This window comes from Demequina mangrovi (genome assembly GCF_000759715.1).
In the GTDB taxonomy this organism is placed as follows: Bacteria; Actinomycetota; Actinomycetes; order Actinomycetales; family Demequinaceae; genus Demequina; species Demequina mangrovi.
On the sequence record NZ_BBLU01000001.1, the window covers coordinates 60,967 to 74,228 of the forward strand.

Sequence of the window (13,262 nt, forward strand, 5' to 3'; positions counted from 1 at the left end):
CAGCCGGTATTGTCTCGCGTCCTCGCGGCAGCGGAGCACAGGCTCGCGGGGAGGGAGGCCGCATCGTGCGCGAGGCCCGTGGGACACCCCCTCCGAAGGTGAGACAATAGCGGCCATGTCACAGACCCTCGACCAGGCGGTACGCATCGCGGGCTACTACCCGGCGCTCGCCACCTCCGTGCTCCGCTCCGCGATCGGTGCCGAGAACGTGCTCGCGCACTTCGTGCACGCGGAGACCACCTTCGACGACCGCGAGGTGCGTCGCCACATGACGGTGCTCGTCATCACCGCGACCCGGCTGCTCCGCGTCCACATGGACGACGGCGCCGGGCACGGCGCGGAGGGCGGACACGAGGCCTCGGCGACGGTGGAGGCCACCGCGCTGAGCGCGATCCGCAACACCGCGATGACGCACGTGGTCCACGAGCCCGAGCACTTCTCGGAGGGCGACCTGCCGAGCGAGCTGGTGCTCGCGGTCGGCGGCTCGGTCCACTCGCGGCTCGATCTCGAGCCGGCGACCTGCGGCGATCAGAGCTGCGAGGCCGACCACGGCTACACCGGCACCCTCACCTCTGACGACATCCTCGTGCGCGTGAGCCTCATCGCCGACGGCGAGGACTCGATCCGCGCGCTGCAGGTCTTCGCGGGCGTGCTCCAGGGGGCGATCGGGGCCCGCGGGTGAGACCCGTCGAGCGCCTGGACGCCGCCCGGCTCTCCGTCCCCGACTACGGGGGGATGGAGCTGGGCGCGGTGCTTCCCGGCGCTCTCGCGGCGGTCGGCGCGGCCGATGCGGTCGCGGCGCGCGACGCGGAGGCGGACCGGGTGCGGCTCGGCATCCCGCAGGTCGAGCACATCGTGGTGGTGCTGCTCGACGGGCTGGGCCACCACCAGCTCGACGCGCGGAAGGGCCATGCGCCGTTCCTGCGCACTACCGAGAGCGCGGTGATCACCGCGGGCTTCCCGACGACCACCGCGACGTCGCTCGCGCTGTTCGGCACGGGCCGCGCGTCCGGCGCGACCGGCATGACGGGCTACACCGCTCACAACCCCCGCACGGGCGAGGCCGCGAACCTCGTCTCGTGGGAGGGCGCCGACCATCCCGAGCAGTGGCAGCGCGAGCCCTCGCTGCTCGCCGCGGCGCATGACGGCGGGCTCCCCGTGGCGACGCTGGGCAAGGCGCGCTTCGAGGGCTCCGGCCTCACGCGCGCGGCCCTCGCCGGCGGCGAGTTCGTCGGCAGGTCGCGGCTCGCGGAGCGCGTCGACGAGGCGATCCGCCGCGCGCGCACTCCCGGGCTCACGTACCTGTACTGGGGCGACATCGACCGCGCGGGTCACAAGCACGGCTGGCAGTCGGACGAGTGGATCGCCGCGCTCGAGGACGCCGACCAGGAGCTGCGTCGCCTGCGCGCGCGCCTGCCGCGCCACGCCGCGATGGTGGTGACGGCCGACCACGGCATGGTCGACGTCACCGGTGCGCCGCGCTGGGACATCGGCGCCGAGCCGGAGCTCGCGCGCGACGTCCGCCTGGTGGCGGGGGAGCCGCGCATGCTCCACCTGCACATGGACGATGCCGGGGCCGCGCCGGCGGTCGCCGAGCGGTGGCGCGGAGTCCTCGGCGATCACGCCGCGGTGCTGCTGCGCTCCGAGGCCGCCGGGCTCGGGCTCTTCGGTCCCGTCGCGGGGCACGTCGAGGACCGCATCGGCGACGTGGTGGTCGCGATGGCCGGACGCGCCACGGTGGTGGACTCGCGCACGCAGCGCCCCGAGGCGATCGCGCTCATCGGGGTGCACGGCTCGCTCACGCGCGAGGAGCTGGAGATCCCGCTCCTGGTCGCCCACGACGGCTGAGCTCAAGCGGTTCCGAGGCTTCAGGGCCCGAACCGCCGAAGTGGTAGGTGAGGGTCGCAATCGAGAGATCCCTACGTCGCAGCGGTAGATGAGGGTCGCGTCGCTCGCCTGAGGGCGCCTGGCGGAGCCCCTCCCGCCGCCTCGGCAGCGAACGCGCCTCGCCCACCCGGGAATCGAGACCCGACAGTCAGCTACCGCTGCGGTGCGGAAACCTGCCAGAACCGACACTCACCTACCACTTCGGGTGCAGGCGGGGTGGGGGAGGACCGAGGCTCAGGCCTGGTCGTTCTTCGCGCCGAACACGATCTCGTCCCAGCTCGGGACCGAGGCGCGGCCACGCTTCGACGTGCGGCGATCCGCGGGCTCCTGCGCCTTCGGCTCCGTCACGGGGGCGGGTGCGGGCGTCGCATCGGCGCCGCGGGCGCGACCGGACGGATGCCCGAAGCCGGTCTCGGCCTGCCGTGCGCGCGCCGGACCGAAGCCCTCGAAGGCCTCGTCGTCGTCCTCGTCGTCCTCAGGATCCGGCGCGGCCTCGCGCGTGCCGCGGCGCAGGTCCAGGTCGTCGAGCAGCAGCTCGGTGTGCGAGGGCTCGACCGCCGGGGGCGCCTCGGCCTCGCCGGCCTCGCTCTCGACAGCGGCCTCGTCCTGGTCGACCAGGGGGACCGGCTCGGTCGGGGCCGGCGGACGCGTCGCCTGCAGCGGGCGAGCGGCGTCCTTCTCGGAGTCCCGCACCGCGCTGAGGTGGCGGCGGGGGATCGGCACGTCGAGCAGCTCCGTCTCGGAGAGCCAGCGGGCCTCCTCGTCCTCACCGGTGAGGGTGCGGGCGGTGTGATCGAAGGTCCACAGGGCGCGCACGCTGCGGCCGGACACCCGGTAGTCGGCGGCCACGCGCCACGGCTCGTCGACCTCGCGCCACGCGTCCCACACGACGGACTCGGGGTCCACGCCGCGCGCGGCGAGGCGGTCGGTCACGAGGTCGCCCAGCTGCGGGGCGCTCGGGTCGCGGCCGATGCGCGTCTCACGCGCGAGATCGGCGATGTAGCGGCGCTCGGCGACCACGGGGCCCTCGTACTTCTCGATCGACGAGAGCGAGGCCCCGGTGAGCTCGGAGAGCTCCGCGGCGGTGAGGCCCGAACGGATGCGCTGCTGGATCTCGCGCGGCGACAGCGTCGGGGCGTCGGACTCCTCGGCCGCGGGCGCGGCGGTGGTGGCGGCCGGTCTGGTGTACCGGACCGCGTGGCGCAGCTCGTCCGACAGCGGGAGCTCGAAGCGGTCGCCCGACTCGGCCTCCACGACGAGGTGGAGACCGTCCTCGGAGGGACCCACGAGGGTGAGGCGCATCATGGGATCAGGGTGCCACGGCCGATGCGCGGGACGGCTGCGACACCCCGGTTCACGCGGATTGCGCGGATCCGTCGCCGCCCGTGCATACGGGCGCTCCTACGATGGCCCCATGACCTCACCCGCAGCCCTGCTGGACGTCGCCTCCGCCCTCGCGACGGAGGTGGGGCGGCTCATCGTCGACGGTCGGGCCACGGCCCGGGTGGCCTCCACCAAGTCCTCGGACGTCGACATCGTGACCCAGATGGACCTCGCCGCGGAGACCCTCCTCCGGCAGCGGCTCGCTGAGCTGCGGCCCGAGGACGGCATCCTGGGCGAGGAGGGCGACGATGTGATCGGCACGTCGGGGATCACGTGGGTGCTCGACCCGATCGACGGCACGGTCAACTACCTCTACGGGATCCCGCACTACTCGGTCTCCGTCGCCGCCGTGAGCGGACCGCCCGAGCCGCATCGGTGGACCATCGAGGCCGGCGCGGTGAGCGACGGCTCCGGGACGCTGTGGACCGCGGCCCGCGGGGAGGGCGCGTGGCGCGACGGGGAGCGCCTGTCGCGCGCGGACGCGCCGCCGCTCGACCGCACCCTGGTCGCGACCGGCTTCCAGTACATCGCCGAACGGAGGGCGCTCCAGGGCGAGGTCGTGGCGCGCCTGCTGCCGCAGGTGCGCGACATCCGCCGGCTCGGCTCGGCGTCCGTGGACCTGTGCCACGTCGCGGCGGGCGTGGTCGACGCGTACTACGAGCAGGGCCTGCAGCCGTGGGACTTCGCGGCCGCGGCGCTCATCGCCTCCGAGGCGGGCGTCCGCGTGGCGGGGATGGACGGCGAAGCCCCGGACACCGACGTCGTCATCGCGGCGATGCCGGGCGCCTGGGACGGCCTGCATGACGCCCTGGTGGAGGCGGGGCTGCGCCCGTTCCCAGCGTAGGGCTTCCGTACGGGTCGCATTCTTCTGCTGAATGGTGCAGAATGCGTCAGCCGCGCGGGAACAAAAGGTGCTCGCTGGGCATTAGACAGCCACAGGCAACGTGGAAGGGGCTACAGCCGCATGGCAACGGATTACGACGCACCGCGCAAGACCGACGACGAGATCTCGGCCGACTCGATCGAGGAGCTCAAGGCTCGTCGGGCGGACAAGACGTCGGGCGTGGTCGACGAGGACGAGACCGAGGCCGCAGAGGGCTTCGAGCTCCCCGGTGCCGACCTCTCCGGCGAGGAGCTCTCGGTCCGCGTGCTGCCTGCCCAGCAGGACGAGTTCACCTGCATGTCGTGCTTCCTTGTGCACCACCGCAGCCAGCTCGCGAGCTTCAAGAACGATCAGCCGATCTGCTCGGAGTGCGCGGCCTGACGCATGGCCGACCTCGAGATCCTCGTCAGCACGACGGAGCCCGACGTCCCGCTCCCGCGCTACTCCCATCCGGGTGACGCGGGCGCGGACATCACCACGCGCATCGACGTGACGCTCGCCCCGGGCGAGCGCGCCACCGTCCCCACCGGGCTCATGATCGCCCTTCCGGACGGCTACGCCGCCTTCGTCCACCCGCGCTCGGGCCTCGCCTCGCGCCACGGCATCACCGTGGTCAACGCGCCGGGGACCGTCGACGCGGGCTACCGCGGCGAGGTGGCCGTGACCCTGCTCAACACCGACCCGCACGCCACCGTGTCGTTCGCGAAGGGCGACCGGATCGCCCAGCTGGTGATCCAGCGCGTCGAGCACGCGGCGTTCGTCGGGGTCGAGTCCCTGCCCGGCTCGCACCGCGGCGAGGGCGGCTTCGGCTCGACGGGCACCTCGTGACCGACGAGGTCGCGATCTCCTCGATCGCCGACGTGGCGCCGCGCGGGCTCGCCCGCGTGGCCGGCCGCGTCGTGGCGATCCAGGTCGAGCCGAGCGACGCCCCGCCCGCCTTCACCGTGCGTCTCGAGGACGGCACGGGGAGGATCGACGCGGTCTTCATGGGCCGCCGCGACGTGCCCGGCATCGCGCCCGGGGTCGACCTGCGGCTCGAGGGGCGGGTGTGCGCGACCGAGTCGCTCCCGCGCCTCTACAACCCCCGCTACGAGCTCGTCGCGGCCTCGTGAGCGAGCGACCCGTGCCGGAGGGCAAGGCCGCCCGGCTGCTGAGCGGCGACACCTTCGACCTGCACGCCGCGATCGGCGGCTGGCGAGGGTTCGTCGAGTCCTCGCTGCCCGGCATCGTCTTCGTGGTCGCGTACCTCGTCTGGGGAGGCTTCCGGGTCCCGGTGCTCGCCGCCGCGGGCGTCATGGTGGTGCTCGTGGGCGTGCGCCTGATCCAGCGGACTCCCGTCACGCAGGCGCTGGCCGGTGCGGCGGGCGTCGCGATCGGCGCGATCTGGGCGTGGCGCTCAGGCGACGCCGCGGGCTACTTCGAGCCGGGCATGTGGGTGAACGCCGCCTACCTCGCCGGCATCCTCATCTCCATGCTCGTGGGCTGGCCCGCGGTCGGCATCGTCATGGGCCTCATCAGGGGAGACGGGACGGCGTGGCGCGAGCACCCCTCGGAGCGACGCCGGTACCAGCTCGCCTCGGGCGTGCTGGCCGCGATGTTCGCGCTGCGCCTCGCGGTGCAGCTGCCGCTCCTGCTCGCGGATCAGCTCGCGGTGCTCGGCACGGTCAAGCTCGCGATGGGCGTGCCGCTCTTCGCCCTCACGCTGTGGGGCGTATGGCTGCTGTCCCGCGACGCAGCACCTGCTCGAGCGCCTCAGGATCCGCCTCCGACGACACGATGAACAGCAGCTCGTCGTGAGCCTCGAGGGTGTCGTCCGGCGTCGGCGCGATGGTGCGGTCGCCACGGATGATGCACGCGAGCACGATGTCGACGGGCCACTGGATCTCTCGCAGGAGCACCCCCACCACCGGTGACGAGGCGGGCAGGGTCACCTCGACCATCGCGGCGCCCGACTGACGGAACGTGAAGACGCGCACGAGGTCGCCGACCGCCACCGCCTCCTCGACCATCGCGGTCATGATGCGCGGGGTCGAGACGGCGACGTCCACGCCCCACTGCGCGTCGTACATCCACTCGTTGCGCGGGTTGTTGACGCGGGCCACGGTGCGCGGGACGCCGAACTCGGTCTTGGCGAGGAACGACACCACGAGGTTCGCCTTGTCGTCGCCGGTCGCGGCGACCACCACGTCCATCGTCTCGGCCTGCGCGTCGCGCAGCGCGGACATCTCGCACACGTCCGCGAGCATCCACTCGGCCTCCGCGACCTGCGCGACGCGCATCGCGGCGGGGTTGGAGTCGACCAGCAGCACCTCGTGGCCGTGCTCGAGCAGGTCGCGCGCGATCGAGCGCCCCACCGAGCCTGCGCCCGCGATCATCACCTTCATCGGGACACCTCCGGGGAACGTCCGGTCGTGCGCGCCGGGGTGGCGCCCGCGCCGGGGAGCATCGTGAAGTACGCCTCGTCGCCCTCCTGGACCAGCGTGTCGGCGTCGGGCAGCAGCGCCTCGCCGAAGCGCACGAGGTACGCGACGCGCGCCTGCGCACGCTGCTCGAGCTCGGCGTAGCGCCGGCCCACCCACCCGGTGTCGATCGGGAGGCGGCTGAGGCTCACGCCCGCGCTCGGGTCGTGATACAGCGCATCGGAGCCGCCGGGCAGCAGTCGCGAGACGATCTGCGCGACGGTCCAGGGGACCGGCGCGACCGTCGGGATGCCGAGCCTGCGGTAGACCTCGGCGCGGCCGTAGTCGGCGATGCGGGCCACCACGTTGTCGATCCCGTACGTCTCCCGCACCACGCGCGCGGCGAGGATGTTGGAGTTGTCGCCGTCGGACACGGCCGCGAAGGCGTAGGCGTCCTCGACGCCCGCGGACACGAGCGTGTCGCGGTCGAAGCCGATGCCGGTGATGCGCTGACCGGCGAAGTCCGCGGGCAGCCGGCGGAACGCGTCGCCCGACTGGTCGATGACCGCGACGGTGTGGCCACGGGCCTCGAACTCGGTCGCCAGCGTCGCTCCTGTACGGCCACAACCCATGATCACGATGTGCACGGCAACCCACGGTATACCCCTTGAGCCTAGGATGGTGCGACGTGCAAAGGTTTCTGGGGACGCTGAAACTGCTGGTGTTCGGGCGGCCGATCGCGACGGGACGGATCCAGCGCGCTCAACTGCGCAGCCGTCTCGCGCTTCCGGTGTTCGGGGCCAGCCTCCTGTCGACGGTGACGTACGCGCCCGACGCGGTGGTCGATGCGCTGCGCAAGGGCGGCGTGCAGTCGACCCTGCCGCTCATGGCCATGGGCGTCGTCGCGATCATGCTGCTGCTGGGCTTCGCGTACCGCTCCAACGTCCGCAAGCGTCCCGACGAGCGCGGCGACTACGGGCTCGTCCACGACAAGCTCGGCCCCGATGCGGCGATCGTCACGGGAGCCTCGCTGCTGGTCGACTACGTCTTCACGGTCGCGGTGTCGGTGGCGGCCATCGCGCAGTTCGTGGCCTTCGTCATCCCTGCGGTGGGCGACGCGCACACGTCGGTCGCGGTGGGCGCGATCCTCATCATGACGCTCGCGAACCTGCGCGGCATCCGCGAGCGCGCGCACCTCATGCTCGTGGTGTGGTTCGGCTTCCTCGGGGTGATCCTGCTCCAGCTCGTCGTCGGCGCCACGCGCGACGAGATCGCACCGCTCAACACCACCCCGCCCACGCCCACCTGGTCGACCGCGGTCGCGTTCGCGGGCGCGATCGCCTCGGGTGCGGTCATGCTCACCGGCATCGAGCACCTGGCGTCGTCGGGTCCCGCTCACGCCGAGCCGCGGGGTGAACGGGCCGGGCGCACGCTCATCCTCGCCGTGCTCACGGGAGCCGTGGCCTTCACCGCGGTGGTCGTCATGGTGTGGCGCTACCGCGTCTCGGGCTGGGCGTCGGGGCCGGTGCTGCTCCAGACCGCGGACCGCATCTTCGAGTCGACCTGGCTGGTCTGGCTGGTCGCGGTGCCATCCGTCGCGATCCTCTACGCCGCGGCGTCCGCGGTGTTCCGCCGCTTCGCCGGCCTCACGTCGCTGCTCGCGAGCGACTCGTACCTGCCCCGGCAGCTTTCCCAGCAGAGCGACCGCCTGGTGCTGCGCGGCGGAGTGCTGTGGGTCGCGGCCTCGTCCGCGGCCGTCGTCATCGTCACCGGCGCGCGCCTCGAGCAGCTGGTGCACATGTACCTCATCGGCGCCTTCGCGGCGATCGTGCTGAGCCAGGTCGCGATGGTGCGCTTCCAGAGCCTGCGCATCGCGCTCGAGCCGAGCGGGCGCACCCGGATGCGGATGAAGGGGACGCGCGTGCTGCACGCCGCGGCCGCGGTGGTCGCCGCGTGCGTGTGGCTGGTGGTCGCGGTCTTCAACTTCGGCGCCGGCGCGTGGTTCGCGCTCGCGCTCGTCACCGCGCTCGTGTTCCTCATGCGCGGCATCCACCGGCACTACGCGAACGTCAAGCAGCAGCTCGCGATCCAGCCCGACGACCGCGCCTCGGCGCGCCCGAGCGCGACCCACGGCATCGTCCTGGTCGCGCAGCTGCACCGTCCAGCGCTGCGCGCCATCGCCTATGCGAAGGCGGCGCGGCATTCCACTCTCGAGGCGGTCGCCGTGCAGGTGGATCCCGCCGCGACCCATGAGCTGCAGCGGCGCTGGGGCGAGCTGGGCCTCGGGGTGCCTCTGGTGATCCTCGACTCGCCGTACCGCGACCTCGTCGCGCCCGTGCTGGACCATGTCCAGTCGATCCACCGCGAGTCGCCCCGCGACATGGTCGTGGTCTACGTCCCCGAGTACATCGTGGGACGCTGGTGGGAGAGATTCCTGCACAACCGGGCGACGATGCGCCTGCGGGCGAAGCTGCTGTCGGTGCCGCGCGTGGTGGTGTCGGCGGTGCCGTGGCACCTGTCGTCGTCGCTCGCGGTGCTCGACAGCGACGCCTTCACACGCGAGCTGCCGCGCGCCGAGGAAGGAGCCACCCGTGCGTGATCTGCTCACCCTGGAGATCGGCGCGGTCGCCCACGGAGGCCACTGCGTCGCACGCCACGAGGGCCGCGTGGTGTTCGTACGCCATACGCTTCCCGGCGAGGTGGTGCGCGCGCGCCTCACCGAGGCGGGGGACGATGCGCGGCTCTGGCGCGCGGACGCGGTCGAGATCCTCGAGGCGTCGCCCGACCGGGTCGCGAGCGCGTGGCCCGATGCCGGCCCCGGCGGCGTCGGAGGCGGCGAGCTCGCGCACGTGTCTCTGCCGGCGCAGCGTCGTTGGAAGCACGACGTGCTCCGCGAGGCCTTCACGCGCTTCGCCGACATGGACTTCCCCGGGGAGGTCGCGGCCGCGCCCGGCGACGACGAGCGCGGGGGGCTCGGCTACCGCACGCGTGTGACCGTGGTCGCGGGACCGGACGGCCGCGCCGCGATGCACGTCCACCGCTCGCGCGCGGTCAAGGCGCTCGACTCGCTCCCCATCGCAGCGCCCGCCCTCGAGGAGCTGGTGCTCGGCACGCGGTTCCCGGCCGCGTCGCACATCCAGGGCGTCGCCCCGGCGGGGGAGGAGCCGCGACTGGTCGTCGACGGCACCCCGTGGAAGGGCGGGCGGCCGGACCGCCGCGACAACGCGCCGCGCCGCGTGCGCGAGAGCGTGACCACCCCGCAGGGCGAGTGGAGCTTCCAGGTGGACGTCGAGGGCTTCTGGCAGGTGCACCGCGCCGCGCCCGCGGTGCTCGTGGACGCCGTGCTGTCGCGCATCGGCGACGCCGAGACCGTGCTCGACCTCTACGCCGGCGCGGGCCTGTTCACCGTCCCGCTCGCCTCCTCGGGCCGCTCCGTCACCTCGGTCGAGTCCGATGCGCGGGCCTCGCGCGACGCCCGTCGCAACGCGCACGATGTCCCGTCCGCGAGCATCGTCCACGCCGACACGCGCGCCTTCCTCGACGCGACGGGAGTGACGGCCGATGCCGTGGTGCTCGATCCGCCTCGCTCGGGTGCGGGGGGCAAGACCATCGACGTGCTCGCCAAGGTGGGGGCGTCACGCCTGATCTACGTGGCGTGCGACCCGGTGGCGCTGGCCCGCGACACCGCGCTGCTCGCGGCGCACGGCTACGTGCTCGAGGAGGCGCAGGGCCTTGACCTGTTCCCGATGACGCACCACATCGAGACGGTCGCGACGTTCGTGCGCTCCTGATCGAGGCGCGATCCTTGCTGGCATCCGCCCCGATAGGATGACCGCAGACCCGAAGCTGGGACACCCCGAACCACGGAGGAGACGCATGAGCGCGAACACCCTTGGATCCAGGTCGACGCTGGACGTCGGCGACAAGCAGTACGAGATCTACCGACTCGACGCGGTCCCGGGGCTCGAGCGCCTGCCGTACTCGCTGAAGATCCTCGCGGAGGCGCTGCTGCGCACCGAGGACGGCGCGAACATCACCGCCGAGCACGTCAAGGCGCTCGCCGCGTGGGAGCCCACCGCCGACCCCGACACGGAGATCCAGTTCACCCCGGCCCGCGTGGTGATGCAGGACTTCACCGGCGTGCCCTGCGTGGTGGACCTCGCGACGATGCGCGAGGCCGTGAGCGCCCTCGGCGGCGACCCGACCGTCATCAACCCGCTCGCGCCCGCCGAGATGGTGATCGACCACTCGGTGGTCATCGACATCTTCGGCCGCAAGGACGCGCTCGAGCGCAACACCGACCTCGAGTACGAGCGCAACCGCGAGCGCTACCAGTTCCTGCGCTGGGGCCAGACGGCCTTCGACAACTTCAAGGTGGTCCCGCCGGGCACCGGCATCGTCCACCAGGTCAACCTCGAGTACCTGGCCCGCGGCGTGATGACGCGCGACGCGGACGGCGCCGTCCAGGCGTACCCGGACTCGTGCGTCGGCACCGACTCGCACACGACGATGATCAACGGCCTGGGCGTGCTCGGCTGGGGCGTCGGCGGCATCGAGGCCGAGGCGGCCATGCTGGGCCAGCCCGTGTCGATGCTCATCCCCAAGGTCGTGGGCTTCAAGCTCACGGGCGAGATCCCGGCCGGTGCGACCGCGACGGACGTGGTGCTCACCATCACCGAGATGCTGCGCAAGCACGGCGTGGTGGGCAAGTTCGTCGAGTTCTACGGCGAGGGCGTCGGCGCGGTGCCGCTCGCGAACCGCGCGACCATCGGCAACATGAGCCCCGAGTTCGGCTCGACCGCCGCGATCTTCCCGATCGACGACGTCACCGTCGACTACCTGCGCCTCACGGGCCGCTCCGCGGACCAGGTCGCCCTGGTCGAGGCGTACTGCAAGGAGCAGGGCCTCTGGCACGACCCGTCGCGCGAGGCCGCGTACTCCGAGTACCTCGAGCTCGACCTGTCGACCGTGGTGCCGTCGATCGCCGGCCCGAAGCGCCCGCAGGACCGCATCGAGCTCACCGACGCCAAGGCGTCGTTCGGCCGCTCGATCCTCGACTACGCGCAGCACGAGGAGATGCACGGCCTCGACGAGTCGGTCGAGGAGACCTTCCCGGCCTCCGACCCGATCGCCGCCGAGGCGCACGCGGGCGAGGAGGACGCCCCGGCCCACGCCTCGTCCACCGCCGTCAAGACGCGCCCGCACAAGCACGCGCCGCTCACGCTCGCGGACGGCACCGAGACCGCGCTCGACCACGGCGCCGTGGTGATCGCCTCGATCACCTCGTGCACCAACACGTCGAACCCGTCGGTGATGCTCGCGGCCGCGCTGCTCGCCCGCAACGCCAACACGCGCGGCCTCACGGCCAAGCCGTGGGTCAAGACCTCGATGGCGCCCGGCTCGCAGGTCGTGACCGACTACTACGAGAAGGCCGGCCTGTGGCCCGACCTCGAGGCCCTCGGGTTCCACCTGGTGGGCTACGGCTGCACCACGTGCATCGGCAACTCGGGCCCGCTGCCGCAGGAGGTGTCCGACGTGGTCAACGAGAACGACCTCGCGGTCGTCTCGGTGCTGTCGGGCAACCGCAACTTCGAGGGGCGCATCAACCCCGACGTGAAGATGAACTACCTCGCGTCACCGCCGCTGGTCATCGCGTACGCGCTCGCCGGCACGATGGACCACGACTTCGAGACCGACCCGCTGGGCACGGACTCCGAGGGCAACGACGTGTACCTGCGCGACATCTGGCCCGACGCGGCCGAGGTCGAGGCGATCGTCGGCTCGTCCATCACGCAGGAGATGTTCGAGAAGGACTACGCGGACGTGTTCGCGGGCGACTCGCGCTGGCAGAACCTGCCGACGCCCGCCGGCAAGACCTTCGAGTGGGCCGACGACTCGACCTACGTGCGCAAGCCCCCGTACTTCGAGGGCATGGGGATGGAGCCGGAGCCGGTCCAGGACATCGCCGGCGCCCGCGTCCTCGCGCTGCTGGGCGACTCGGTCACCACGGACCACATCTCGCCGGCCGGCTCGATCAAGGCGGACAGCCCGGCGGGCGTCTACCTCGCCGAGCACGGCGTCGAGCGCCGCGACTTCAACAGCTACGGCTCGCGCCGCGGCAACCACGAGGTCATGATCCGCGGCACGTTCGCCAACATCCGCCTCAAGAACCTGCTCCTGCAGAAGGAGGACGGCTCGGTGGTCGAGGGAGGCTTCACCAAGAACCACCTCACGGGCGAGCAGACCACGATCTACGACGCCTCGGTCGCGTACCAGGAGGCCGGCGTGCCGCTCGTGGTGCTCGCGGGCAAGGAGTACGGCTCGGGCTCGTCGCGCGACTGGGCGGCGAAGGGCACGCGCCTGCTGGGCGTGCGCGCGGTCATCACCGAGAGCTTCGAGCGCATCCACCGCTCGAACCTCATCGGCATGGGCGTGCTGCCGCTCCAGTTCCCGGCTGGGGAGAGCGCCGCGTCGCTGGGCCTCGACGGCACCGAGACCTTCGACATCGCGGGCGTCGCGGCCTTCTCGGCCGGCGAGCACCCGAAGTCGCTCACCGTGACCGCGACGAAGGCCGACGGCAGCGTGGTGAGCTTCGACGCCGTGGTGCGCATCGACACCCCCGGAGAGGCGGACTACTTCCGCAACGGCGGCATCCTGCAGTACGTGCTGCGGTCGCTGGTCTCGTAAGGGGCCCCGGGCCATGCGGCCCC

General features: G+C 72.5%; 13 protein-coding genes. 10 read left to right on the forward strand and 3 right to left on the reverse strand.

Annotated features, from left to right (window positions below):
* Window positions 1-115: 115 nt before the first annotated feature.
* Both TR42_RS00275 and TR42_RS00280 read left to right on the forward strand, forming a co-directional pair.
* A complete protein-coding gene (locus TR42_RS00275) occupies window positions 116-682 on the forward strand; it encodes a DUF5998 family protein (RefSeq protein WP_042211961.1) in 567 nt (188 codons plus the stop codon).
* Window positions 679-1,848: an alkaline phosphatase family protein gene (locus TR42_RS00280; RefSeq protein ID WP_052405462.1), complete on the forward strand. Its 1,170-nt coding sequence runs from the start codon at window positions 679-681 to the stop codon at window positions 1,846-1,848. Before TR42_RS00275 ends, TR42_RS00280 begins: the two co-directional genes overlap by 4 nt.
* Before the next feature lie 273 nt (window positions 1,849-2,121).
* Here the strand turns inward: TR42_RS00280 and sepH are convergent, their stop codons facing one another.
* Complete coding sequence (sepH, locus tag TR42_RS00285; protein ID WP_042211963.1) at window positions 2,122-3,192, reverse strand: septation protein SepH; 1,071 nt, start codon at window positions 3,190-3,192, stop codon at window positions 2,122-2,124.
* Between the two features lie 109 nt (window positions 3,193-3,301).
* Between sepH and TR42_RS00290 the strand changes: the two genes are divergently transcribed.
* The 5 genes from TR42_RS00290 (at window position 3,302) to TR42_RS00310 (ending at window position 5,933) form a co-directional block, all read left to right on the forward strand.
* Window positions 3,302-4,114 carry an inositol monophosphatase family protein gene (locus TR42_RS00290; protein WP_042211964.1) on the forward strand — a complete coding sequence of 271 codons (813 nt, stop codon included), beginning with the start codon at window positions 3,302-3,304 and terminating at the stop codon, window positions 4,112-4,114.
* Window positions 4,115-4,234: 120 nt separating this feature from the next.
* Window positions 4,235-4,534 (forward strand): DUF4193 domain-containing protein, encoded by a 300-nt coding sequence (locus TR42_RS00295; protein WP_042211966.1) that lies wholly within the window; start codon window positions 4,235-4,237, stop codon window positions 4,532-4,534.
* 3 nt (window positions 4,535-4,537) lie between these two features.
* Window positions 4,538-4,981 (forward strand): dUTP diphosphatase, encoded by a 444-nt coding sequence (gene dut / locus TR42_RS00300; RefSeq protein WP_042211968.1) that lies wholly within the window; start codon window positions 4,538-4,540, stop codon window positions 4,979-4,981.
* On the forward strand, window positions 4,978-5,265 hold the full coding sequence (locus tag TR42_RS00305; RefSeq protein WP_052405463.1) for an OB-fold nucleic acid binding domain-containing protein: 288 nt from the start codon (window positions 4,978-4,980) through the stop codon (window positions 5,263-5,265). Before dut ends, TR42_RS00305 begins: the two co-directional genes overlap by 4 nt.
* Complete coding sequence (locus tag TR42_RS00310; protein ID WP_042211969.1) at window positions 5,262-5,933, forward strand: DUF3159 domain-containing protein; 672 nt, start codon at window positions 5,262-5,264, stop codon at window positions 5,931-5,933. The genes TR42_RS00305 and TR42_RS00310 overlap by 4 nt, the downstream gene beginning before the upstream one ends.
* Here TR42_RS00310 and TR42_RS00315 read toward each other — a convergent pair.
* Window positions 5,851-6,537, reverse strand: coding sequence for a potassium channel family protein (locus TR42_RS00315; protein ID WP_042211971.1), 687 nt, complete (start codon window positions 6,535-6,537; stop codon window positions 5,851-5,853). The genes TR42_RS00310 and TR42_RS00315 overlap by 83 nt on opposite strands.
* A complete protein-coding gene (locus TR42_RS00320) occupies window positions 6,534-7,199 on the reverse strand; it encodes a potassium channel family protein (RefSeq protein WP_042211973.1) in 666 nt (221 codons plus the stop codon). The genes TR42_RS00315 and TR42_RS00320 overlap by 4 nt, the downstream gene beginning before the upstream one ends.
* A 41-nt stretch (window positions 7,200-7,240) precedes the next feature.
* On the opposite strand from TR42_RS00320, the gene TR42_RS15260 reads away from it, so the two are divergent.
* The 3 genes from TR42_RS15260 to acnA all read left to right on the forward strand — a co-directional run bounded on the left by TR42_RS15260 (window position 7,241) and on the right by acnA (window position 13,239).
* Window positions 7,241-9,151, forward strand: coding sequence for an APC family permease (locus tag TR42_RS15260; RefSeq protein WP_161786601.1), 1,911 nt, complete (start codon window positions 7,241-7,243; stop codon window positions 9,149-9,151).
* Complete coding sequence (locus tag TR42_RS00330; RefSeq protein ID WP_042211977.1) at window positions 9,144-10,343, forward strand: class I SAM-dependent RNA methyltransferase; 1,200 nt, start codon at window positions 9,144-9,146, stop codon at window positions 10,341-10,343. The genes TR42_RS15260 and TR42_RS00330 overlap by 8 nt, the downstream gene beginning before the upstream one ends.
* Before the next feature lie 85 nt (window positions 10,344-10,428).
* Window positions 10,429-13,239 (forward strand): aconitate hydratase AcnA, encoded by a 2,811-nt coding sequence (gene acnA / locus TR42_RS00335; protein WP_042211979.1) that lies wholly within the window; start codon window positions 10,429-10,431, stop codon window positions 13,237-13,239.
* Window positions 13,240-13,262 lie beyond the last annotated feature (23 nt).